This is a genomic window from Streptomyces sp. NPDC036815 (assembly GCF_055609205.1).
Genome location: NZ_JBVJPW010000015.1, coordinates 67,573 through 89,950 on the forward strand (window position 1 = coordinate 67,573; position 22,378 = coordinate 89,950).

Sequence of the window (22,378 nt, forward strand, 5' to 3'; positions counted from 1 at the left end):
GCAGAACTACGGGATGCGATGTCTGTCAGGATAGATGGGGAAATGTCGGGCGGGGTTCCGGACAGTGAGGGCCGCCACCGCGACGGCCGACTGCGCCGGATACTGCGCGGCCCACGGCCCGAGGCGGTGCCGACCCTCGTCGCCAGAGCATGCACGCTCGTCGGCCTGCTGAACGTCGCGGCCGGTGTCTTCCCCCGCTTCCGGCACAGCCGCATGCACGCCATCGCCGAGGTGCTGCCCGGCGCGCTCGGGCCGTTCGCCGCCGCAATGGCGCTCAGCTCCGGCATCCTCCTGCTGCTGCTCGCGCACGGCCTGCGGCGCCACAAGCGCCGGGCGTGGCGGGCCGCCGCGGTGCTGCTGCCGGTGGGCGCCGTGGCGCAGTTCGGGTACCGGCACTCGGTCATCGGCGTGGTGATCTCGCTCGCGCTTCTCGCGCTCCTGTTGCGCCACCGGAGTGAGTTCACCGCACTGCCCGATCCGCGCAGCCGCTGGCGGGCTCTGGCCAACTTCGTCCTCCTCGGTGCCGGTTCGATCGCGCTGGGCCTGGTGATCGTCAGTGTCCACCCCGGGAGGGTCATCGGGGACCCGAGCATCACGGACCGCCTGGAACACGTCCTCTACGGTCTCTTCGGCTTCGAAGGGCCCGTCGACTACTACGGACGCACGTCCTGGACGGTCGGTTTCTCCCTCGGCGCCCTCGGCATGCTGACCGCCCTCACCACCATCTACCTGGCCTTCCGCCCCGAGCACCCGGCCGCGCGCCTCACCGAGGACGACGAGACGAAGCTGCGCGCGCTGCTCGACAAGCACGGCGGCCGCGACTCGCTCGGCCACTTCGCGCTCCGCCGCGACAAGGGCGTCGTCTTCTCGCCCAGCGGCAAGGCCGCCGTCACCTACCGCGTCGTCTCCGGAGTGATGCTCGCCAGCGGCGACCCGATCGGCGACGTCGAGGCCTGGCCCGGCGCGATCGAACGCTTCATGGACGAGGCGAAGGCCCACTCCTGGACGCCCGCCGTCATGGGCTGCTCCGAGACGGGCGGCGAGGTCTGGACCCGCGAGACCGGCCTGGACGCCCTGGAACTGGGCGACGAGGCGGTGGTGGACGTCGCGGATTTCTCCCTCTCCGGGCGTGCGATGCGCAACGTACGTCAGATGGTCAAGCGGATCGAGCGCAATGGCTACGAGACGCGCGTACGGCGCATCCGTGACCTCGGCGAGCAGGAGCTCGCCAAGATCCAGCGCGCCGCCGACGACTGGCGCGGCACCGACACCGAGCGCGGCTTCTCCATGGCGCTCGGCCGCATCGGCGACCCGAACGACGGCGACTGCCTGATCGCCACCGCGCACAAGGCGGACGAGGAGCCCGGCTCCTACGGCGACCTGAAGGCCGTCCTCCACTTCGTCCCGTGGGGCAAGGACGGCGTCTCCCTCGACCTCATGCGCCGCGACCGCTCCGCCGACCCCGGCATGAACGAGCTGCTCATCGTCGCCGCCCTGCAGGCCGCCCCGAAACTCGGCATCGCTCGAGTCTCGCTCAACTTCGCGATGTTCCGGGCGGCCCTCGCGCGCGGCGAGAAGATCGGCGCGGGCCCCGTCCTGCGCGCCTGGCGCGGCCTGCTGGTCTTCCTCTCCCGCTGGTTCCAGATCGAGTCCCTGTACAAGTTCAACGCGAAGTTCCGCCCCCGCTGGGAGCCCCGCTTCGTCGTCTACCGCTCCAGCAAGGACCTGCCCCGCATCGGCTTCGCCGCCATGCAGGCCGAGGGCTTCGTGAACCTCGCCGTCCCCCGCTTCCTGCGCAGGGGCACCCCGCAGCGCCGCCCCTGCCCGCACCAGGCGGCGGAGCGCGAGGTCCAGGCGGCGTAGCACCCGTCCCCACGGGCCTAGGCTGGAGGCATGAGTACGTTGCGCGGGCGGGGATCGGTCCAGGGGCTGCCGGAGTGGGACCGCTGTGCGGTCATGGGCGTGGTGAACGTGACGCCGGACTCGTTCTCCGACGGCGGTCGCTGGTTCGACACGACGGCCGCGGTCAAGCACGGCATCGACCTGGTCGCGCAGGGCGCCGACCTCGTCGACGTCGGCGGCGAGTCCACCCGCCCCGGCGCCTCCCGCGTGGACGAGGACGAGGAGCTCAAGCGCGTCGTCCCCGTGGTGCGCGGCCTGGCCGCCGAGGGCGTCACGGTCTCCGTGGACACCATGCGCGCCACCGTCGCCGAGCAGGCCCTCGCCGCGGGCGCCGTCCTCGTGAACGACGTCAGCGGCGGCCTCGCCGACCCCCGCATGGTCCCTGCGGTCGCCGCCGCGGACGCCCCCTTCGTCGTCATGCACTGGCGCGGCTTCCTCACGGACATCCACGCCAAGCCGCATTACGAGGACGTGGTCTCCGAAGTCGTCACCGAGCTGCACGCACGCGTGGCGGCCGCCATCGAGGGCGGCATCGCCCCCGAGCGCATCGTCGTCGACCCGGGCCTCGGCTTCTCCAAGGACGCCGAGCACGACCTGGCCCTCCTCGGCCGCTTCGAGCGGCTCACCGAGCTCGGCCACCCGATCCTGGTCGCCGCCTCCCGCAAGCGGTTCCTGGGCCGCGTCCTGGCCGGTCCCGAGGGCGCCCCGCCACCCGCCCGTGAGCGCGACGCCGCCACCGCCGCCGTCTCCGCCATAGCCGCCCACCAGGGCGCCTGGGCGGTCCGCGTGCACGAGGTGCGGGCCACGGCCGACGCGGTCCGGGTCGCCCGGGCCGTGACGGGCGCGGCGGGCGGCCACCGGTGACCGCGGCACGGACCGACATCGAGCAGGTCGAGCTCGCCAACACCGCCTTCTACGAAGCGCTGGAGCGCGGCGACTTCGACGCGGTGTCCGACCTGTGGCTGGACTCCGACGCGGACACCGACGGAACGGTCACCACCACCGAGACCGACACCGACAACGTCCTCGACGACACCGTCGAGGGCGGCGAGGCCGAGGCGACGGCCGGGGACACCGTCTCCTGCGTCCACCCCGGCTGGCCCGTCCTCAGGGGCCGCGGCGAGGTCCTCAGGTCGTACGCGCTGATCATGGCGAACACGGAGTACATCCAGTTCTTCCTCACCGACCTGAAGGTCGGCGTGACCGGCGACACCGCCCTGGTGACGTGCACCGAGAACATCCTCAGCGGCGGCCCGCCCCCGGAGGGCGGCGGTGAACTCGGCCCGCTCGTGGGCCAGCTCGTGGTCGCCACCAATGTGTTCCGGCGCACACCCGACGGCTGGAAACTCTGGTCCCACCACGCGTCGCCCGTGCTGGCCGAAACTGACGACGAAGAGGACGACGAGACCCCGTCCTGAGTGGGTAGACGCAGGGAGTGGCCGGGATCACAGGCCGTCGGGGGCTGGCGGCCACCGGCCGTGAGCCGCGGCCGGAACGCGGCTCGTGCGGCCTCCGCCGGGGCGCTCCGCGGGCCCCGCGGGCGAGCACTGTCGGTGCTCGCAGGTAGATTCGATCGAGGCTGGTGTGCCGACCGCACTCGGTACAGGCCTGCCGATACCGACGATTGCAGGAGTGATTCGCGTGGATCGTGTCGCGCTGCGCGGCCTCAAGGCCCGCGGGCACCACGGTGTCTATCCGCGGGAGCGCGAAGAGGGCCAGACCTTCATCGTGGACCTGGTGCTTGGTCTGGACACGCGCGCGGCCGCGGCCGACGACGACCTGGCGAAGACCGTGCACTACGGGATCGTGGCCGAAGAGGTCGTCGCCGTCGTCGAGGGCGAACCCGTCGACCTCATCGAGACGCTGGCCGAGCGCATCGCGCAGGCGTGTCTCAAGCACGACGGAGTCCTGGAGGTCGAGGTGTGCGTGCACAAGCCGGACGCCCCGATCACCGTGCCGTTCGACGACGTGACCGTCACCATCACCCGGAGCCGAGTATGACTGCGCCCTTCACAGCGGGTCAGAGCGACCCGACCGTCCAGCCGGTGCCCACCTCCGTCGTCGAACAGGTGGACGCGGCGGACACCACCCTCTCCAACCCCAAGCGCGCCGTGATCTCCCTCGGCAGCAATCTCGGCAACCGCCTGGAGACGCTGCAGGGCGCCATCGACGCCCTGGAGGACACGCCCGGCCTGCGGGTCAAGGCGGTCTCCCCGGTGTACGAGACGGAGCCGTGGGGCGTCGACCCCGGCAGCCAGCCCTCGTACTTCAACGCGGTCGTCGTGGTGAAGACGACCCTGCCGCCCGCCTCGCTCCTGGAGCGCGCGCACGCGGTCGAGGAGGCCTTCCACCGCGTCCGCGACGAGCGCTGGGGCCCACGCACGATCGACGTGGACATCGTGGCGTACGCCGACGTCGTCTCCGACGACCCGGTGCTCACGCTGCCCCACCCGCGCGCGCACGAGCGTGCCTTCGTCCTCGCCCCCTGGTACGACGTCGACCCCGAGGCCCGGCTGGCCGGCCGCGGCCCGGTGGCGCACCTCCTGGAGACGGTCACCCGCGAAGGTGTCGCGCCCCGCGCCGACCTGGAACTCCGACTGCCGGAGTAGTCGTTGGAGAAGGCGGTCGAGGTAAGCAAGCCGATGAAGGGTCACCCGTGAAGGAACTGCGCATCAGGACGCTGGCCGGCCTTTTCCTCGCGGCCGGAGTGCTGTCCTGGTCGGGCGCCCGGCTGTGGGACTCCTTCGGCACGCTGCCGCGCGTCCCGCTGGCCGCGCCCATCGTACTCGCGGTCATCGCCGTCGTCCTGTTCGCGACGGCGCTCTCGCTCCGCTCACGGCTGCGCGCCCAGCGTGAGCGCCGCCCCGGCGCGAAGGGCGTCGAACCGATGATGGCCGCCCGCGCCGTCGTCTTCGGCCAGGCCAGCGCCCTGGTCGCGGCGCTCGTCACCGGGATGTACGGCGGTGTGGGCGTGTTCATGCTGGAGTTCCTCGACATCCCGGGCCGCCGTGACCAGGCGGTGTATGCCGGGCTGTCGGTCCTGATGGGCATCACGGTGATAGTGGCCGCCTTCTTCATGGAGCGGGTCTGCAAGCTCCCCGAGGACGACGACGAGGACGGCGGGACGGCCGCGGCGGCGTAACCACGCCCCAGCGCCGTCCTCCGCCCCACCCGGCCCCGGAGGACCTCGTGACCGGGTAGAGGCCCCGCCGGTCCGGCGAGGCCCTCAGCGGCCGCTACAGCAGCGTTCCGCCCTCGACCCGCATCTCGCCCAGGATCCGGTCCAGCCGCGCCAGCGCGTCCGGTGATGTCCAGCTCCTCCGCGACGCCCCGCACCGGCGCGAGACGGTCGTTGTCGGCCTTCAGGTTCGCCGCGTCGAAGCGCGGCGCGTTCTGCCGGAAGTCGCCCTCCTCGACCTGCCCGACGGTGCCCGTCAGGAATCCGGCGCCCAGCGGCGACCACGGCACGAGGCCGACCTGGTCGCGACGCCGTCCCATAGTCGCCCCCATAACTCCCGGTTATGGAGGGCGAGTTGGCGGGCGAGTCGGAGGTGCCTTGCGGGGCCATGCGAAACAGGAGCGGCTCAGCGGGCCATGATCAGGCTCATCGCCTCATTGCGCGTCGCGGGGTCGCGCAGCTGCCCGCGCACCGCGGAGGTGATCGTCTTGGCGCCGGGCTTGCGCACCCCGCGCATCGTCATGCACATGTGCTCGCACTCGACGACCACGATCACACCGCGCGGCTCCAGTATCTCCATCAGGGAGTCGGCGATCTGCGTGGTCAGCCGCTCCTGCACCTGCGGCCTGCGCGCGAACACGTCCACGAGCCTGGCCAGCTTCGACAGCCCCGTGATCTTGCCGTCGGTGGACGGGATGTACCCGACGTGGGCGACCCCGACGAACGGCACCAGATGGTGCTCGCAGGAGCTCATGACCTCGATGTCCTTCACCAGGACCATCTCGTCGTGGCCGAGGTCGAACGTCGTCGTCAGGACGTCCTCCGGCCGCTGCCACAGCCCCGCGAATATCTCCCGGTACGCACGCGCCACGCGCCCCGGCGTCTCCCGCAGGCCCTCGCGGTCCGGGTCCTCCCCCACGGCGATCAACAGCTCACGCACGGCGTTCTCGGCCCGCTTCTCGTCGAACTCACCGATCGAGCCCTCGCCGTCGAGCGTCACGGGGTCGGTCATCTGTGCCTCGTTCCTGTGCGTGCCCGCGCCTGCCTGCGCGGGTGTGAGCGTGCCTACGGCGGGCGTACAAAACAAGCCGCGCCCCCCAGGCTAGAACCAGGGGGGCGCGGCATCCATTCCGGGCCTGCTGAGGCAGGCGGGGTCAGCTCTCGGGGCGGTCCTCCGGGGCCACCTCGATGGGCTGCTCCGTGCCCGCGGTCACCGCGGGGGTGGCGCCGTTCGCACCGTTCGTCAGCGACAGCTCCCGGGGGGAGAGCACCGGCGGACGGGTCGAGGGCGTGCGCCGCGAGGAGCCGGTCCACGCCGGGCGGGCCGGGCGCTTGACGATGCCCGCGAAGACCTCGGCGATCTGCTCCTTGTTCAGCGTCTCCTTCTCGAGGAGCTGCAGAACCAGGTTGTCGAGGACGTCGCGGTTCTCGACGAGGATCTCCCACGCTTCGTTGTGCGCGGTCTCGATGAGCTTCTTGACCTCCTCGTCGACCAGCGCCGCGACCTCTTCCGAGTAGTCGCGCGGGTGACCCATCTCGCGGCCAAGGAACGGCTCGGTGTTGTCACCGCCGAACTTGATCGCGCCGAGCCGCTCGGTCATGCCGTACTGCGTGACCATGGCACGGGCGGTCGCGGTGGCCTTCTCGATGTCGTTCGCCGCGCCCGTCGTCGGGTCGTGGAAGACGAGCTCCTCGGCCGCGCGCCCGCCCAGCATGTACGCGAGCTGGTCGAGCATTTCGTTGCGCGTGGTCGAGTACTTGTCCTCTTCGGGCAGGACCATCGTGTAACCGAGGGCCCGGCCGCGGGACAGGATCGTGATCTTGTGGACCGGGTCCGAGTTCGGAGACGCCGCCGCGACCAGGGCGTGCCCGCCCTCGTGGTACGCGGTGATCTTCTTCTCCTTGTCGGACATGATCCTGGTCCGCTTCTGCGGACCCGCCACGACGCGGTCGATCGCCTCGTCCAGCGAGTGGTTGTCGATCAGCTTCTTGTCGCCGCGCGCCGTGAGGAGCGCCGCTTCGTTCAGCACGTTCGACAGGTCGGCGCCGGTGAAACCGGGCGTACGACGGGCCACCGCGCCGAGATCGACGTCCGGGGCGACCGGCTTGCCCTTCTGGTGGACCTTGAGGATCTCCAGACGGCCCTGCATGTCCGGGCGGTCGACGGCGATCTGCCGGTCGAAACGGCCGGGGCGCAGCAGCGCCGGGTCGAGGATGTCGGGCCGGTTCGTGGCGGCGATCAGGATGACGCCGCCCTTCACGTCGAAGCCGTCCATCTCGACGAGCAGCTGGTTCAGCGTCTGCTCGCGCTCGTCGTGACCGCCGCCCATGCCGGCGCCGCGGTGGCGGCCGACGGCGTCGATCTCGTCGACGAAGACGATCGCCGGGGCGTTCGCCTTGGCCTGCTCGAAGAGGTCACGCACACGGGAGGCACCGACACCGACGAACATCTCGACGAAGTCGGAACCGGAGATCGAGTAGAACGGAACCCCGGCCTCACCGGCGACGGCACGCGCGAGCAGCGTCTTGCCCGTACCGGGCGGGCCGTAGAGGAGCACGCCCTTGGGGATCTTGGCGCCGACGGCCTGGAACTTCGCCGGTTCCTGCAGGAACTCCTTGATCTCGTGGAGCTCCTCGACCGCCTCGTCGGACCCCGCCACATCGGAGAAGGTCGTCTTCGGGGTGTCCTTGGTGATGAGCTTCGCCTTGGACTTCCCGAAGTTCATGACCCGGGAGCCGCCGCCCTGCATCTGATTCATCAGGAACAGGAAGACGACGACGATGAGGACGAAGGGGAGCAGGGAGAGCAGGATGCCGACGAACGGGTTCTGCTTCGACGGCGAGACGGTGTAACCGTCCGGGATGTCCTTGGTCTGGTACTTCGACTGGAGGGACTTGGCGAGGTCGACGCCCTGGTCGCCGATGTAGCTCGCCTGGATCTTGCTGCTGCCCTCGACCTTCTGGCCGTCCTTGAGCTCGGCCTTGATGATCTGCTCGTCACCAGTGGTGATCTTGGCTGACTCGACCTTGTTGTCGTTGATCGCCTGGACGACCTGGCCGGTGTCCACCGTCTTGTAGCCGCCGGACGAGCCGACGACCTGCATCAACACGACCACGGCAAGGACGGCCAGCACGATCCACATGACTGGCCCACGGAAGTATCGCTTCACGTCCATCCATACGGAGCGATGACGCCCCGTCCCTCCTGCCATAGTGAGTTTGATAAAGACTGTTCTTCGGACGGTACCCCAGCATTGTGACCCGAAGATGCCTGGGACTGCTGGCAATACCGCCTTCGCATGCTTCAACGGCGGGAAACGGGTGAGGGTTCCCCGACGTCGTACGCGGCGCTACGGAACGTCAGCCGCCGTAGACGTGCGGCGCGAGCGTTCCGACGAACGGCAGGTTGCGGTACTTCTCGGCGAAGTCGAGGCCGTACCCCACGACGAACTCGTTCGGGATGTCGAAGCCGATCCACTTCACGTCGATCGCGACCTTCGCCGCCTCGGGCTTGCGCAGCAGCGTGCACACCTCCAGGGAGGCGGGCTCGCGCGAGCCGAGGTTCGAGAGCAGCCACGACAGCGTCAGGCCGGAGTCGATGATGTCCTCGACGATCAGGACGTGCTTGCCCTTGATGTCGGTGTCCAGGTCCTTGAGGATCCGCACGACGCCGGACGACTGGGTGCCCGCGCCGTACGACGACACGGCCATCCAGTCCATCGTGACGGGGGTGGACAGCGCCCGCGCCAGGTCCGCCATGACCATCACCGCGCCCTTGAGGACGCCGACGATCAGCAGGTCCTTGCCCGCGTACTCCGCGTCGATCTTCGCGGCCAGCTCAGCCAGCTTCGCGTCGATCTCTTCCTTGGTGATGAGCACCGACTGGAGGTCGGTGCCCATGTCTTTCGCGTCCACCCGCATCACTTTCGGTCGTCCCACCGGCCGACAGGGCCCGCAACGAACACGGGGCTCTCGTCAGCCTTGCCGGATCACCAGTCTGCCACCCTGCCGCTGAGCCACGACTTTGCCCGGGAGGTTGATGGCTCCCTGGCCGCGCCAGCCGGTGATCAGACGGTCCACTTCCTCGATGTGCCGGGCGAACAGCGCGCCGGCGGGCGCGCCCGCCTCGATGGCGGCCCGGCGCACGATGCGGCGCCGCACGGCGGGCGGCAGCGCGTAGAGCTTGGCGCACTCCAGGAGGCCCGTGGCGTCGCGCACGGTCGTCTCGGCCTGGGCCGCCCACGAGTCGAGGGCGTCGGCGTCGTCCCGGGACAGTTGGGCCGTGCGGGCGAGCGCCTCGACGACGCCCTTGCCGAGCGCCTTCTCCAGAGCGGGCAGGCCCTCGTGGCGCAGGCGGGACCGGGTGTACGCCGGATCGGCGTTGTGCGGGTCGTCCCAGACGGGCAGCGACTGGACCATGCACGCCTTGCGGGCGGTCTGCCGGTCGATCTGCAGGAAGGGGCGGCGGTAACGGCCGGCGACCCCCGAGGTCTCGGCCATCCCGGACAGGGAGCGGATCCCGGAGCCGCGGGCGAGGCCGAGCAGCACGGTCTCCGCCTGGTCGTCACGGGTGTGGCCGAGCAGCACGGCGACTGCTGAATGCCGTTCGGCGGCGGCATCCAGGGCTGCGTAGCGAGCGTCGCGGGCGGCGGCTTCGGGGCCGCCGTCCCGGCCGACGCGCACCGTGCGGGACTCGACCGGGTCGAGGCCGAGCGCGGTCAGGCGCACCACGACCTCGGCGGCGCGCAGCTCGGACCCGGGCTGGAGGCCGTGGTCCACCGTGACACCGCCGGCGCGGATGCCGAGCTTGGGGGCTTCGAAGGCGAGTGCGGAGGCGAGCGCCATGGAGTCGGCGCCGCCGGAGCACGCGACGAGCACGAGCGGCGGCGGGGCCTGCTCGTGCGGGGGGTGGGGCGGGTCGTTCTCGGTGCTGCGCTGTACGTCGGTCAGTACGTCGTGGAGTACGCGGCGGACCGCCAGGCGTATCGCCGCGACCGCAGGATGGGGACCCATGTCCGGTTCCCTTCATGAAGTTCGGGGGTGAGCCTCGGACCAGTCACTCAGGACACACTCGGGGCGTCCGGACCCAGTGGGGTCCTTCTTTCCCGCGAGTTCGGTCACTCAGAGTGTGTCGATGGTGACAGAGCCGAGCCGTTCCCCGAGCATTGCACGCCTACCCCTCGCCTACGGTCCCTCGGACGGGTGATTGCGGGGGCGTTCTCCTGCCATCGGCCGCATCCGGTATGTCAGTCTCCCTTACGGTGCACCCGTGCGACCCAGTCCGCCGGTTTGGCGATCTCCGCCTTGGTGGGCAGCGTGTTCGGGGAGGTCCACACGCGGTTGAAGCCGCCCATGCCGACCTCGTCGACGACCGCGCGCACGAAGCGCTCGCCGTCGCGGTACTGGCGCAATTTCGCGTCGAGGCCGAGGAGCTTGCGCAGGGCCTGGTCGAGGCGGCTCGCGCCGCGCGCCCGCCGCTCCTTGAACTTCTCGCGGATCTCGCCCACGGACGGCACGACCTCCGGGCCCACGCCGTCCATCACGTAGTCCGCGTGGCCCTCCAGGAGGGACATCACGGCGGTCAGCCGGGCGAGGATCTCGCGCTGAGCGGGGGTCTGCACCAGCTCCACGAGGGAACGGCCGCCATCGGCGGACTCGTCGCCCTCGGCCTCGCTCCGGCCGCCCGCGAGCGACTGGACGGCCTCCCTGATGCGCTCCAGGAACGTCATCGGGTCGACCTCGGTCTCCCCGAGGAACGACTGGATCTCCCCCTGGAGGTGGTCGCGCAGCCAGGGGACGGCGGTGAACTGGGTGCGGTGCGTCTCCTCGTGCAGGCAGACCCAGAGCCGGAAGTCGTGCGGGTCCACGTCCAGCTCGCGCTCCACGTGCACGATGTTCGGCGCGACGAGGAGGAGCCTGCCGCCGCCTTCCGCGCTCGCGGGGAGGTCGCGGGTGGCCGGGGCGAAGGTCTCGTACTGCCCGAGGACGCGCGAGGCGAGGAAGGACAGGAGCATGCCCAGCTCCACGCCGGTCACCTTGCCGCCGACCGCGCCGAGGACGGCGCCTCCCGCGCCGCCGCGGCGGTCCTGCATCTTGTCCAGGAGGGGCTTGAGGAGCTCCCGGAAGCCCTCCACGTTGGCCCGGATCCAGCCGGCCCTGTCGACCACGAGGACCGGGGTGTCGTGGGTCTCCGCCGTACCCATCCCCGTGAAGGAACGGACGTGCTCCTCCGAGGACTTGGCGTGCCGGCGCAGCTCGGCGACGACGGCTCGCGCCTCGTCGCGGCTCACTTCTGGACCCGGCCTCACGAGCCGGGTCGCGGTCGCCACCGCGAGGTTCCAGTCGACCATCTCCGCACCACCGATGCTCGTCATGCGTCAACGGTACGTGGTTGCTCCCTCTCTTGGAGGGGCTTGCACCCCTGCGTTGTCCCGGGCGTTGCCCCCTAGGGGGTCGGGAGGGGTGGGGGGGGTGGTGGGGGGTGGCGGTTGCTCTCGGGTGTCTTGGGTGCGGGCCGTGTGTGGCTTGGCGCGCCGTTCCCCGCGCCCCTGGGGGAGCTCGGGCTGACTCTCGGGTGCGAGTTTTATGTGGCTGGGCGCGCAGTTCCCCGCGCCCCTGGGGGAGCTCGGGCTGTTTCTTGCCTGCGGGCCGTGTGTGGCTTGGCGCGCAGTTCCTCGCGCCCCTGGGGAGCTCGGGCTGTTTCTTGCCTGCGGGCCGTGTGTGGCTGGGCGCGCCGTTCCTCGCACCCCTGGGGAGCTCGGGCTGATTCTTGGGTGCGGGGCGTGTGTGGCTTGGCGCGCCGTTCCCCGCGTCCCTGGGCGTCAGCGGCAGCCGCAGTTCGCCACTGTTGAGGCCATGTGGTCCAGGGCCGCCTGGGCCGCCGTGGGGTCGGTCGTGCCTGTGGTCATGAAGGCGAAGACCAGGAGGCGGCCGTCCGCGTCCACCACCGTGCCCGCGAGGCTGTTCACGCCCGTCAGCGTGCCGGTCTTGGCGCGTACGAGGCCCGTGCCCGGCGAGTCCTTGGGGTAGCGGTCGACGAGCGTGCCGGTGAAGCCCGCCACCGGCAGGCCCGTCACCACGGAGCGCAGTGCGGGGTGGGCCGGGTCGGCGGCGCGGTCGAGGAGGGCCGCCAGGAGTTCGGCGGAGATCCGGTCGGCCCGGTCCAGGCCGCTGCCGTCGGCGAAGGTCGTGCCGGAGAGCGGCAGGTCGAGCTTCTCCAGCTGGGCGCGGACCGCCTTGCCGCCGCCTTCGAAGCTCGCCGGTTCCTTCGTGGCGAGGGCCGCCTGGCGGGCAAGCGCCTCGGCGATGTCGTTGTCGCTGTGGGTCAGCATCCGCTCGACGAGGGCGGACAGGGGCGGCGACTCGACCTTGGCGAGGGATTCGGCGCGGTCCGACGCCTCGGCGGCGCCCGGGTCCGGCTCGGTCTTGATGCCCTCGTCCTTCAGGAAGCCCGCGAACTTCTTCGCCGCGTCGCCCGCCGGGTCCGCCGCGCGCGGGGCGGGCCCGCTGGAGGAGTCGTCGAGCCGTCCCTCGTCGGCCATCAGGGCGCTGACCGGCGTGATGTTCTCGTTGGGCCCGATGGGGTGCAGCCCGGGTCCGGAGTACAGCGACGTGTCGTACGAGAGCTTCACCTCGTCGATGTGGCGGCTCTTCAGGGTGCGGGCCGTGTCCTCGGCGAGGGTGCGCAGGCTCGCGGCGGTGTCGGTGTACCGGCCGTGCTTGCGCGCGGTGAGCGTGGGGTCGCCGCCGCCGACCAGGACGACGTCCGGTGCGCCGGAGGAGACTCCGGAGACGGGTTCGATCAGGGTCTTCGTCGTGATGCGGTGGTCCGGGCCCGCCGCGGAGAGCGCCGCGACCGCCGTGGCGATCTTGACCGTCGACGCGGGCGTGAGGCCGTCGCCCGCGCCCTTGCCGTAGACCCGCTTGCCGGAGGCCACGTCCAGGACGACGGCCGACCGTTCGGGCCCGAGCGCCGGATCCTTCAGGAGCGGATCGAGCACCTCGGCCATCGCGGAGTCCGTCGGCGCGGGCGCCACCCCCGCGGGCGCGCCGAGGCCGGCGAGCACGGAAGGCGCGCTCGGAGCCGCTTCGGGCGCGCCCTCGGGCCCCCGACCCGCGTGATCTGCGCCACCCCCGGCCTCCTGGGAAGCGGCCCGGTCCCGCTCCGCCGTACGCTGACCGGAGGAGTCCCAGGGGCCGGCCGCGGCCACCGCTCCGGCCGCGATGACCAGGCCGAAGGCGGCGGCACCAGCCGTGAGCTGCCAAGTCCTGAGCTTCCCGGAGAACCCGGTGAGCTTGGTGGCGGAAGGCTTTGTCAGCTGTCTCAAAAGCTGTCGAGGCCGCTGCCAAGGCTTGAGCTCCGGCACGACGACCAGCCCCTTTCGCGATCACACATCTGCGTGAGGGACACTTAATCACCCGAAGTATGTGCTGATCATGGAGGAGCCACCCGTGGAGTTCGACGTCACCATCGAGATTCCGAAGGGTTCGCGGAACAAGTACGAGGTGGACCACGAGACCGGCCGGATCCGTCTGGACCGTCGCCTCTTCACGTCGACCAGCTACCCCGCGGACTACGGTTTCGTCGAGAACACCCTCGGTGAGGACGGTGACCCGCTGGACGCCCTCGTCATCCTGGACGAGCCGACCTTCCCGGGCTGCCTCATCAAGTGCCGTGCGATCGGCATGTTCCGGATGACCGACGAGGCGGGCGGCGACGACAAGCTGCTCTGCGTCCCGGCGTCGGACCCGCGCGTGGAGCACCTGCGCGACATCCACCACGTCTCCGAGTTCGACCGCCTGGAGATCCAGCACTTCTTCGAGGTCTACAAGGACCTGGAGCCCGGCAAGTCCGTCGAGGGCGCCGACTGGGTCGGCCGTACGGACGCCGAGGCCGAGATCGAGCGTTCCTACAAGCGCTTCAAGGACGAGGGCGGCCACTGAGCCACCCCGCCCCGTACGGGCCGCGTGACCCCCGGGGGTCACGCGGCCCGTTCGTGTATCTGTGCCCATACTGGCCATACGGAGGGTGCGTACGAGTCATATGAGAAGTGAGGGCGTCAGTGGCCGAGCAGGAGACCGAGGACCGAAAGCCTCAGTCGGACGAGGCCCGCAGTGCCTTCGTGCAGCCCACCGGGGTGGCGGCGCAGGCGCCGGCAGTTGAGGACGAGTCCCAGACCACGTCCGAGTTCGCTCTTCCCACCGGGCTCGCGACGCCGGCCTCGACGACCCAGGAGACCGAGAAGTCGGCGTTCACCACGCCGCACACCTACAGCGCCCGCAACGCCCCGCAGGCCTTCACGCCCGCGCAGGGCATACCGCTGGTGCGGCTCACCAAGGAAGTGCCCTGGCAGGACCAGATGCGCACGATGCTGCGCATGCCGGTCGCCGAGCGGCCCGCCCCGGAAGCGGCACAGAAGCAGGAGGACGAGACCGGCCCCGCCGTGCCGCGCGTGCTCGACCTGACGCTGCGTATCGGCGAGCTGCTGCTCGCGGGGGGCGAGGGCGCCGAGGACGTGGAGGCGGCGATGTTCGCCGTCTGCCGCAGTTACGGCCTCGACCGCTGCGAGCCGAACGTGACGTTCACGCTCCTGTCGATCTCGCACCAGCCCTCCCTGGTGGACGACCCCGTCACGGCCTCCAGGACCGTGCGCCGCCGCGGCACCGACTACACCCGCCTCGCGGCCGTCTTCCACCTGGTGGACGACATCAGCGATCCGGACCTGGACGTCTCCCTGGAGGAGGCCTACCGGCGTCTCGCGGGCATTCGGCGTAACCGTCACCCCTACCCCGGATGGGCGCTCACGGCCGCCAGCGGGCTGCTCGCGGGCTCCGCGTCCGTGCTGGTGGGCGGTGGCGCCCTGGTGTTCCTGGTGGCCGCTGTGGGCGCGATGCTCGGCGACCGGCTCGCGTGGCTGTGCGCGGGGCGCGGGCTGCCGGAGTTCTACCAGTTCGTGGGCGCCGCGATGCCGCCCGCCGGAATGGGCGTGGCGCTCAGCTTCGTGCACACCGAGGCGTCAATGGCCTCGGCGGTGATCACCGGTGGGCTCTTCGCGCTGATCCCGGGGCGAGCGCTGGTGGCGGGCGTACAGGACGGCCTCACCGGCTACTACATCACCGCGGCGGCCCGCCTCCTGGAGGTCATGTACCTCATCGTGGGCATCGTCTGCGGCGTGCTGCTCGTGCTGTCGCTCGGCGTGATGCTCGACGCGACCAATCTGACCCCGGAGACGAAGTTCGGCGTGACCTCGTCGCGGCCGATCATCCAGATCCTGGCGTCGATGGCGCTGAGTCTGGCCTTCGCCATCCTGCTTCAGCAGGAACGTAACACCGTGCTGATGGTGACCCTCAACGGCGGCATCGCCTGGGTGATGTTCGGCGCCCTCGCGCAGACCCCGCTGGAGCTCTCGCCGGTCGCCGCGACGGCTGTCGCGGCCGGTCTCGTGGGCCTGTTCGGGCAGCTCTTCTCGCGCTACCGGTTCGCGTCCTCACTGCCGTACGTGACAGCCGCGATCGGTCCGCTGCTGCCCGGTAGCGCGACGTACTTCGGGCTGCTCGCCCTGGCGCAGAACGATCTGAACACCGGCATCAACTCGCTCACCAAGGCCGTCGCGACGGCCCTTGCCATCGCGATCGGCGTGAACCTGGGGAGCGAGGTCTCCCGGCTGATCCTGAAGGTGCCGGGCGCCGCGTCCGCGGCGAACCGCCGCGCGGCGAAGCGGACCAGGGGCTTCTGACCCCGAGGGGCCAGAAGGGCCCCTACCGCTTCGCGTGGCGGCCCCGCAGGGACGGGCCGCCCGCGGCCGCCGCCGCCTTCTTGGACTTGCTGCGCGCCCGCAGGAACTCGATGGCGATCGGCACCACCGAGACGAGGACGATCAGGATGAGGATCGCTTCGATGTTCTTGTGGACGAACTCGATGTTGCCCAGCCACGAGCCGAGCAGCGTGACGCCCGCGCCCCACAGGACGCCGCCGATGACGTTGAACGTGATGAACGAGCGGTACCGCATCCCGGAGACTCCGGCGATGATCGGCGTGAACGTACGCACGATCGGCACGAAGCGGGCCAGGACCAGGGACTTGGGCCCGTACTTCTCGAAGAACTCGTGGGCCTTGACCACGTTCTCCTGCTTGAAGAGCTTGGAGTCCGGGCGGTTGAAGAGCGAAGGGCCGACCTTCTTGCCGAAGAGGTAGCCCGCCTGGTCGCCCAGGATCGCGGCCACGCAGATCAGCAGCACCGCGAGCCAGAGCGGGAAGTCCAGCTTGTGCGTGGTGATCAGCAGGCCCGTGGTGAACAGCAGCGAGTCGCCCGGCAGGAAGAAGCCGATGAGCAGCCCCGACTCCGCGAAAACGATCAGAAGCAGGCCCCAGATGCCGAACTGGTTCAGCAGATAATCCGGATCCAGCCAGCTTGGTCCGAGCGCAAGCGTCGTCACGGTTCCGGGCTCCTGAGGGTGAGGGGGCGGTGCGGCGGCGGGGTGCAGCCGCCCAAAGTTATCAACGCCGGGCGGCGGCACCGGGTTCCACGGTCCTTCTCAGGGCGCATCGTGCGACAACTGGGACAAAGCCCGGTGCGTCAGCCGTTGCGCGCCGCGTTCGCCAGGATCGCATCCCGCAGGTAGACGGCGAGACCGGGCCGCATGGCCTCGTAGTAGGCCGTGAAGCGCTCGTCGCTCACGTACATCTCGCCGAGGCAGGCGTGCAGCTCGTGCGAGCACTCGTAGTGGTTCGCCGAGATGAAGCGGCGGTGCTCCTCCGCGGCGTCCATGGCCTTCTCCGATCCGGCGTCGACGCCCTGGGCCAGCAGGTCGCCCACGCGCGCGTGCACCGCGTCGAGCTCTTCGTTGATCCGCTTCCAGTCGTCCTTGGTGTACGAGGCGGACCTGCGCTGCGACTCCCGGTAGGCCTCGGTGTCGCCCCAGCGCCGCTCGACCTCCTGCGCGTACTGGTCGGGGTCGTGGTCCCCGAAGACCTCGAACTTCTCCTCGGGCGTGAGGTTGATGCCCATCTTCTTCGCCTCCATGGCGGTCTCGACGGCGGCGGCCATCTCCTGGAGCCTGCGGATCCGCGCGGTCAGCAGCCCGTGCTGGCGGCGCAGGTGCTCCCGCGGATCGGTGTCCGGGTCGTCCAGGAGGGCCGACACCTCGTCGAGGGGGAAGCCGAGCTCCCGGTAGAACAGGATCTGCTGCAGCCGGTCGAGGTCGGCGTCGCCGTAGCGCCGGTGACCCGCGTGGCTGCGCTCGCCGGGCACGAGCAGGCCGATCTCGTCGTAGTGGTGCAGCGTGCGCACCGTCACTCCGGCGAATCCGGCGACCTGTCCCACGGAGTAGCTCATCGCTTCCGCCCTTCTTCTTGCGGTACGCGGATCAGCCTGCGTCCTCACGTCGCGTGAGGTGCAAGCCCGCCACCCGGGCGGAGCGCGTCAGTGGTGGTCCTCCGCGTGCGGCTCGCCCTTGCCGTACGGGTTCTCCTCGCCCTCGGGCAGTACGCCGACGAACGGCTCGCCCTCGCCGGCGAAGGTGTAGGCGCCGCCCTCGATCCGCTCCATCAGGCCCCGCGCCCACTCCATGCCGCCGTCGGCCGCGTGCACCCAGTAGTTCATGATCTCGCCGATGTGGCCGAGCTGCCCGGGGCCTTCGGCGGGCGTGTAGTACTCCGTGACGGACCTGCGCCAGGCCTCGATGGCACGCACCCGCTCCGCGAGGAGCGAGAGCGCCTCGGCGCGCGGCAGGTCGACGATGAAGCCCAGGGCCGAGGTGAGCATGTCGGGCCGCTGGTCGTACGTGGCGAGGGCGCCGCGGAGCAGCGTGAAGTACTCCTCGGTGCCCTTCTCCGTGATCTCGTACTCGGTGCGGGGCGGGCCGCCCGCGGTGGACGGCGCGATCTCGTGCGCGTACAGGAAGTCCTGCTTGGCCAGCTGCTTCAGCGCGTGGTAGATCGACCCCGGCTTGGCGTTGGACCACTCGTGGGCGCCCCAGTACTCCAGGTCGTTGCGGACCTGGTAGCCGTGGGCGCGGCCGTGCTGGCGCACGGCCCCGAGAACGAGCAGCCGGATCGCTGACATGTACCGCGCCTTCCTGAGTACCCCAGTCATCAACTTTGACTAGGGTACGGCCCATTCCGCTCCCGGCGCGGTCAGTTCCAGGACTCGCCCCGCTCCAGGGCGACCAGCTCGAAGGCCGTCCTGCCGTCCAGGGACTCGCGGACGATGTCGGCGTGGCCCGCGTGCCGGGCGATCTCCTCGACGAGGTGCAGCATCATCCAGCGCATGGACACCACGCCGTCCTTCGGGAACCACGGCGCGGGCGGCAGCGGGAACGTGTCGTCGAGGCTCGGCACCTCGCGGATGAACTCCTCGGTCTCGCGGGCGACCTCGTCCCAGAACGCCAGGATCCCGGCGACCGTCTCGCCCTCCACGAGCCGGAAGCCCTCGCCCCAGGTCTCCTGCGTGCGGGCGCGCTCGTTCGGCTTCTGCTGGGCCATGCGCAGCCAGTTGAGCTCGACCTCGGCGACGTGCTTCACGAGTCCGCCGAGGGTCAGCTCGCTGGCGCTGGGGCGGGCGTTCGCCTGCTCGCCGGTCAGTCCGAGCACCGAGCGGCGCAGGCCGCCGCGCTGGGCCTCCACGAAGGCGATGAGGGCGCCGCGCTCGTCGCCGTGGGATTCCGCGCTGACGTGGGTGACCATGGTGTCCGCCTCTCTCCGGCCCGCTGCCGCGGGCTCCGTTCCGCCGGGCTTCCCGACACCTCGAACGCTACGGAGCCTTGCGGTCAGGTTCTGTCCGCAAGGCTCCGTGGGTTCGAGGTGTCGGCTCCGGCGCTATCGGCGGATGACCGAGCGGATCCAGGTGAGCTGCTGGGAGACCTCTCCGGCCTCTGCGCCCTTCTCGCGGTCGGAGCCGTTGAAGACGCCGATGAGGGTCTCGGTGCCCCGCGGACCGACGGTCATCACGGGGCCGCCGGAGTCGCCCCCGGCGGGAATCCCGGACACCTTCTTCATGCAGAAGTCGGGGCCGCCCGGCGCGGTGCGGCCCGCGCACCGGGGGTCGTTCGGCCGTACGACCTTCAGGTCCGACTGCTTGAGGACGGGCGACTGGCAGGCGCTCTCGTCCGTGGTGCAGGTGGCGCCCCACCCGTACTGCCGCACGGCCTGGCCGCGGTGGACGCCGACCGTGGACAGGCGGGCGACACGGACGTTCATCGGCGCGACCTTGACGAGCATCATGTCGGCGTGCGCGCTGCCCACGCGCTTGCCGCGCAGGGGGCGGACGGTGGTGCCCCTGCGCATGTCGAGATGGCCCACGCGGAAGGAGATCCGCTTGTCGGCGACCGGCTGCGCCTGCTCGTAGAAGCAGTGCGAGGCGGTGAGGATCCACTGGCGGGAGACCGCCGTCCCGGTGCACGCCGGTTTGCCGTCCACAAGCATCCGTACCGCCCAGGGGCCGTAGGTGCTCTTCGAGCCGCCGATGACGGCGGAGGCCGGCGCGGACGCCATCACCGAGCCCGCGACCAACGCCAGGACGGTCAGCAGCAGTACGCGAACGCGACGCACCATGCGGAACAACTCCTCTCAGGGGGGTACAGCCGTACAGCTACTGAGAGACCCCTTTGAGCAAAAGCGTTCCGCACGAGCACCACGAGAACGGGCCGACCGCGCCCGAGACGTTCAGAACGGGAAGCGCGACCTGCCGTGCTGCACGGAGATCCACTTCTGTGTGGTGAAGGCGTCCACCGTCGAGTCGCCGTTCAACCGGCCGACGCCCGAGTGCTTCTCGCCGCCGAACGGCACGATCGGCTCGTCGTGCACCGTGCCGTCGTTGATGTGGATCATCCCGGTGTTGATGCGCTTCGCGAGCCGCACGCCGCGCTCGATGTCGCCGGTGTGCAGGGCGCCGCTCAGGCCGTAGCGGGAGTCGTTGGCGATGCGGACCGCCTCCTCCTCGCCGTCGAAGGGCAGGACGAGCGCCACGGGGCCGAAGATCTCCTGGTCGAGGACCGGGGAGTCGGCCGGCAGGTCGGTCAGGACCGAGGGGGCCACCAGGTTGCCCTCGGTGCGGCCGTGCAGCAGCGCCGTCGCGCCGGCGCCGACCGTCTGCTCGACGAGCGACGTCACGGCCTCCGCCTGGGAGGAGTTGATGAGCGGGCCGATGTGGGTGGCCGGGTCGCCCGGGTCGCCCACCTTCAGCGTCGCGACCTTGGCGACGAACTTCTCGGTGAACTCGGCCTGCACGGAGCGGTCCACGAGGATGCGGTTGGCGGCCATGCAGACCTGGCCCTGGTGCACGAAACGGCTGAAGACCGCCGCGTCCACGGCGTAGTCGATGTCGGCGTCGTCCAGGACGATCAGGGCGCTGTTGCCCCCCAGTTCGAGGATGGACCGCTTGAAGTTCGCGGCACAGACCGTGGCGACATGACGGCCGACGGCGTCCGAGCCGGTGAAGGAGATGACGCTCGGCACCGGGTGCTCGATGAGCGCGTCGCCTATCTCGGCTATGTCGGTGATGACGACGTTCAGGAGCCCGCCCGGCAGGCCCGCGTCCTCGAAGACCTTGGCCACCAGGGCGCCGCCGAGGATGGGCGCGTTCTGGTGCGGCTTGAGGACGACGCCGTTGCCCAGGGCGAGGGCCGGGGCGACCGACTTGATCGACAGCAGGAAGGGGAAGTTGAAGGGGCTGATGACACCGACCACGCCCACCGGGACGCGGTAGAGGCGGTTCTCCTTGCCGTCGTCCGGCGACGGCAAGATCCGCCCCTCGGCGCTCAGCGAGAGGTGCACGGCCTCGCGCAGGAACTCCTTGGTGAGGTGGATCTCGAAGGCGGCCTTGAGCCGGGTGCCGCCCAGCTCGGCGATGATCGCCTCGGTGATCTCCTCCTCGCGCTCCTCGACGATCCGCAGGGCGCGCTCGAAGACGGCGCGCCTGGCGTACGGATTGGTCTCGGCCCAGGCACGCTGCGCGCGCTCGGCCGCGCGGTAGGCCTGGTCGATCTCGTCGGCGGTGGCCACCGTGATGGACGCCAGCTTCTCCCCGTCGTACGGATTGAAGTCGATGATGTCCCAGGAACCCGACCCGGCCTTCCACTCCCCGTCGATGTACTGATGAGCCAGGTCAGTGAAGAAGGACATGAGACGGACCCCTTGCCGCGGCAGACGGACGCAAACGGAAGCAGAAACCTGATCTCACGTCATAGTACTTATGTTTCAGGTGAGTTGGAGTAGACCACGCAGAAGATCTCTGCTGCCCACGGCGTCGGGGCTGTCCTTCTGCAACTGCGCCACCACCCGCTCGTACTGGGCGACCTCCTCCGCCTTGTCGAGGTAGAGCGCGCCGGTGAGCTGCTCCACGTACACGACGTCGGAGAGGTCGGACTCGGGGAAGCTCAGCATCGTGAAGGCGCCGCTCTCGCCCGCGTGCCCGCCGAAGCTGAACGGCATCACCTGGAGCGTGACGTTCGGGCGTTCGGAGATCTCGATGAGGTGCTGGATCTGACCCCTCATCACTTCCCGGTCGCCGTACGGGCGTCGGAGCGCGGCCTCGTCCAGGACGCAGTGGAAGCGGGGGGCGTGTTCGGAGATGAGGAGCTTCTGGCGCTCCAGCCGCAGTGCCACGCGCCGTTCGATCTCGCCCCGGCTCGCGCCCTTCATGCCGCGGGCGACGACCGCGTGCGCGTACGCCTCGGTCTGCAACAGGCCGTTGACGAACTGGACTTCGTACACGCGGATGAGGGACGCGGCGCCCTCGAGGCCGATGTACGTCTGGAACCACCCGGGCAGGACGTCGGAGTAACTGTGCCACCAGCCGGTGAGGTTGGCCTCTTTGGCGAGCGAGAGGAGCGCGCTCCGCTCGGCCTCGTCCGTGACGCCGTAGAGCGTCAGGAGGTCCTCTACGTCCCTGGACTTGAAGCTCACCCGTCCCAACTCCATGCGGCTGATCTTCGATTCGGAGGCGCGGATCGAGTATCCGGCCGCTTCACGGGTGATGCCGCGCGACTCCCTGAGCCGCCTCAGCTGTGAGCCCAGCAGGATGCGCCGTACCACCGAGCCACTCGACTCCCCTGCGGTCACTTCGCTCAATCCTCCCCATCGACTGGAAGCCAGCAGTCTGCCATTAAACGCTCCGGGCCGTACACGTCCGGTTACAGAAATGGAAAGGCCCCGAAAGTGCTCCAGAAGAAGTCGGAGGAAGAAATGGGCGAGAAGTAGCACGGTATCGACCAAGTCCGGCGCGTGCACGTGCATCTGCCCTTGCATCTGCTGTACGCATTCGGAACCATGGTCCGCGCGCCACCGCTGTACGCACCATC

General features: G+C 70.3%; 21 protein-coding genes. 8 read left to right on the forward strand and 13 right to left on the reverse strand.

Going from position 1 to position 22,378, the window contains the following annotated elements; genetic code table 11:
* The first annotated feature begins 42 nt into the window (after positions 1-42).
* From ACZ69I_RS26905 to ACZ69I_RS26930, 6 genes are all read left to right on the forward strand, one after another.
* The gene (locus tag ACZ69I_RS26905; RefSeq protein ID WP_470835173.1) at positions 43-1,863 is read left to right on the forward strand and encodes a phosphatidylglycerol lysyltransferase domain-containing protein; all 1,821 of its coding nucleotides are present in this window, start codon (positions 43-45) and stop codon (positions 1,861-1,863) included.
* A gap of 30 nt (positions 1,864-1,893) precedes the next feature.
* A complete protein-coding gene (gene folP, locus ACZ69I_RS26910; protein WP_470835174.1) occupies positions 1,894-2,766 on the forward strand; it encodes a dihydropteroate synthase in 873 nt (290 codons plus the stop codon).
* A complete protein-coding gene (locus ACZ69I_RS26915; protein ID WP_470835175.1) occupies positions 2,763-3,320 on the forward strand; it encodes a nuclear transport factor 2 family protein in 558 nt (185 codons plus the stop codon). The genes folP and ACZ69I_RS26915 overlap by 4 nt, the downstream gene beginning before the upstream one ends.
* Positions 3,321-3,543: 223 nt before the next feature.
* On the forward strand, positions 3,544-3,903 hold the full coding sequence (gene folB / locus ACZ69I_RS26920; RefSeq protein ID WP_055565731.1) for a dihydroneopterin aldolase: 360 nt from the start codon (positions 3,544-3,546) through the stop codon (positions 3,901-3,903).
* Complete coding sequence (folK, locus tag ACZ69I_RS26925) at positions 3,900-4,511, forward strand: 2-amino-4-hydroxy-6-hydroxymethyldihydropteridine diphosphokinase (protein WP_470835177.1); 612 nt, start codon at positions 3,900-3,902, stop codon at positions 4,509-4,511. Before folB ends, folK begins: the two co-directional genes overlap by 4 nt.
* A 47-nt stretch (positions 4,512-4,558) precedes the next feature.
* Positions 4,559-5,044: a DUF3180 domain-containing protein gene (locus ACZ69I_RS26930; protein ID WP_470835178.1), complete on the forward strand. Its 486-nt coding sequence runs from the start codon at positions 4,559-4,561 to the stop codon at positions 5,042-5,044.
* 442 nt (positions 5,045-5,486) lie between these two features.
* Here ACZ69I_RS26930 and folE read toward each other — a convergent pair whose 3' ends face one another.
* The 6 genes from folE to dacB all read right to left on the reverse strand — a co-directional run bounded on the left by folE (position 5,487) and on the right by dacB (position 13,407).
* A complete protein-coding gene (folE, locus tag ACZ69I_RS26935) occupies positions 5,487-6,092 on the reverse strand; it encodes a GTP cyclohydrolase I FolE (RefSeq protein ID WP_467674040.1) in 606 nt (201 codons plus the stop codon).
* 142 nt (positions 6,093-6,234) lie between these two features.
* Positions 6,235-8,256, reverse strand: a complete 2,022-nt coding sequence (gene ftsH / locus ACZ69I_RS26940) for an ATP-dependent zinc metalloprotease FtsH (RefSeq protein ID WP_467674042.1) — start codon at positions 8,254-8,256, stop codon at positions 6,235-6,237.
* A 184-nt stretch (positions 8,257-8,440) separates the two neighbouring features.
* Entirely contained in the window at positions 8,441-9,001 is a 561-nt protein-coding gene (hpt, locus tag ACZ69I_RS26945; protein ID WP_150175769.1) for a hypoxanthine phosphoribosyltransferase, read from the reverse strand.
* Between the two features lie 54 nt (positions 9,002-9,055).
* The gene (tilS, locus tag ACZ69I_RS26950; protein ID WP_470835180.1) at positions 9,056-10,093 is read right to left on the reverse strand and encodes a tRNA lysidine(34) synthetase TilS; all 1,038 of its coding nucleotides are present in this window, start codon (positions 10,091-10,093) and stop codon (positions 9,056-9,058) included.
* 233 nt (positions 10,094-10,326) lie between these two features.
* Entirely contained in the window at positions 10,327-11,454 is a 1,128-nt protein-coding gene (locus ACZ69I_RS26955; protein WP_470835181.1) for a zinc-dependent metalloprotease, read from the reverse strand.
* A 447-nt stretch (positions 11,455-11,901) separates the two neighbouring features.
* Positions 11,902-13,407, reverse strand: a complete 1,506-nt coding sequence (dacB, locus tag ACZ69I_RS26960) for a D-alanyl-D-alanine carboxypeptidase/D-alanyl-D-alanine endopeptidase (RefSeq protein WP_470835182.1) — start codon at positions 13,405-13,407, stop codon at positions 11,902-11,904.
* Positions 13,408-13,531: 124 nt separating this feature from the next.
* Here dacB and ACZ69I_RS26965 point away from each other — a divergent pair, with 124 nt between their 5' ends.
* Together ACZ69I_RS26965 and ACZ69I_RS26970 are read left to right on the forward strand one after the other, a co-directional pair.
* Positions 13,532-14,023, forward strand: a complete 492-nt coding sequence (locus tag ACZ69I_RS26965) for an inorganic diphosphatase (protein WP_055568469.1) — start codon at positions 13,532-13,534, stop codon at positions 14,021-14,023.
* 119 nt (positions 14,024-14,142) lie between these two features.
* A complete protein-coding gene (locus ACZ69I_RS26970; protein WP_467674050.1) occupies positions 14,143-15,816 on the forward strand; it encodes a threonine/serine exporter family protein in 1,674 nt (557 codons plus the stop codon).
* A gap of 22 nt (positions 15,817-15,838) precedes the next feature.
* On the opposite strand, the gene ACZ69I_RS26975 is transcribed toward ACZ69I_RS26970, so the two are convergent.
* From ACZ69I_RS26975 to ACZ69I_RS27005, 7 genes are all read right to left on the reverse strand, one after another.
* Positions 15,839-16,516: a DedA family protein gene (locus ACZ69I_RS26975; protein WP_467674052.1), complete on the reverse strand. Its 678-nt coding sequence runs from the start codon at positions 16,514-16,516 to the stop codon at positions 15,839-15,841.
* A gap of 140 nt (positions 16,517-16,656) precedes the next feature.
* Complete coding sequence (locus ACZ69I_RS26980; RefSeq protein WP_467674054.1) at positions 16,657-17,415, reverse strand: MerR family transcriptional regulator; 759 nt, start codon at positions 17,413-17,415, stop codon at positions 16,657-16,659.
* 87 nt (positions 17,416-17,502) lie between these two features.
* Positions 17,503-18,144 (reverse strand): PadR family transcriptional regulator, encoded by a 642-nt coding sequence (locus tag ACZ69I_RS26985; RefSeq protein WP_470835183.1) that lies wholly within the window; start codon positions 18,142-18,144, stop codon positions 17,503-17,505.
* Between the two features lie 71 nt (positions 18,145-18,215).
* Entirely contained in the window at positions 18,216-18,764 is a 549-nt protein-coding gene (locus ACZ69I_RS26990; protein WP_470835184.1) for a DinB family protein, read from the reverse strand.
* 132 nt (positions 18,765-18,896) lie between these two features.
* Entirely contained in the window at positions 18,897-19,631 is a 735-nt protein-coding gene (locus ACZ69I_RS26995; protein WP_467674061.1) for a S1 family peptidase, read from the reverse strand.
* 111 nt (positions 19,632-19,742) lie between these two features.
* Positions 19,743-21,200 (reverse strand): aldehyde dehydrogenase family protein, encoded by a 1,458-nt coding sequence (locus ACZ69I_RS27000; protein ID WP_470835186.1) that lies wholly within the window; start codon positions 21,198-21,200, stop codon positions 19,743-19,745.
* Positions 21,201-21,275: 75 nt separating this feature from the next.
* Positions 21,276-22,139, reverse strand: a complete 864-nt coding sequence (locus ACZ69I_RS27005; RefSeq protein ID WP_467674819.1) for a helix-turn-helix domain-containing protein — start codon at positions 22,137-22,139, stop codon at positions 21,276-21,278.
* Positions 22,140-22,378 lie beyond the last annotated feature (239 nt).

Bases quoted from the DNA above. Each gene is read 5' to 3' on its own strand.
- ACZ69I_RS26995 (WP_467674061.1), bottom strand. From the start codon at position 19,631: ATGGTGCGTCGCGTTCGCGTACTGCTGCTGACCGTCCTGGCGTTGGTC.
- ACZ69I_RS26985 (WP_470835183.1), bottom strand. From the start codon at position 18,144: ATGTCAGCGATCCGGCTGCTCGTTCTCGGGGCCGTGCGCCAGCACGGC.
- ACZ69I_RS26990 (WP_470835184.1), bottom strand. From the start codon at position 18,764: ATGGTCACCCACGTCAGCGCGGAATCCCACGGCGACGAGCGCGGCGCC.
- folK (WP_470835177.1), top strand. From the start codon at position 3,900: ATGACTGCGCCCTTCACAGCGGGTCAGAGCGACCCGACCGTCCAGCCG.
- ACZ69I_RS27000 (WP_470835186.1), bottom strand. From the start codon at position 21,200: ATGTCCTTCTTCACTGACCTGGCTCATCAGTACATCGACGGGGAGTGG.
- tilS (WP_470835180.1), bottom strand. From the start codon at position 10,093: ATGGGTCCCCATCCTGCGGTCGCGGCGATACGCCTGGCGGTCCGCCGC.
- ACZ69I_RS26905 (WP_470835173.1), top strand. From the start codon at position 43: ATGTCGGGCGGGGTTCCGGACAGTGAGGGCCGCCACCGCGACGGCCGA.
- ftsH (WP_467674042.1), bottom strand. From the start codon at position 8,256: ATGGACGTGAAGCGATACTTCCGTGGGCCAGTCATGTGGATCGTGCTG.
- folP (WP_470835174.1), top strand. From the start codon at position 1,894: ATGAGTACGTTGCGCGGGCGGGGATCGGTCCAGGGGCTGCCGGAGTGG.
- ACZ69I_RS26955 (WP_470835181.1), bottom strand. From the start codon at position 11,454: ATGACGAGCATCGGTGGTGCGGAGATGGTCGACTGGAACCTCGCGGTG.
- folE (WP_467674040.1), bottom strand. From the start codon at position 6,092: ATGACCGACCCCGTGACGCTCGACGGCGAGGGCTCGATCGGTGAGTTC.
- ACZ69I_RS26980 (WP_467674054.1), bottom strand. From the start codon at position 17,415: ATGAGCTACTCCGTGGGACAGGTCGCCGGATTCGCCGGAGTGACGGTG.
- hpt (WP_150175769.1), bottom strand. From the start codon at position 9,001: ATGCGGGTGGACGCGAAAGACATGGGCACCGACCTCCAGTCGGTGCTC.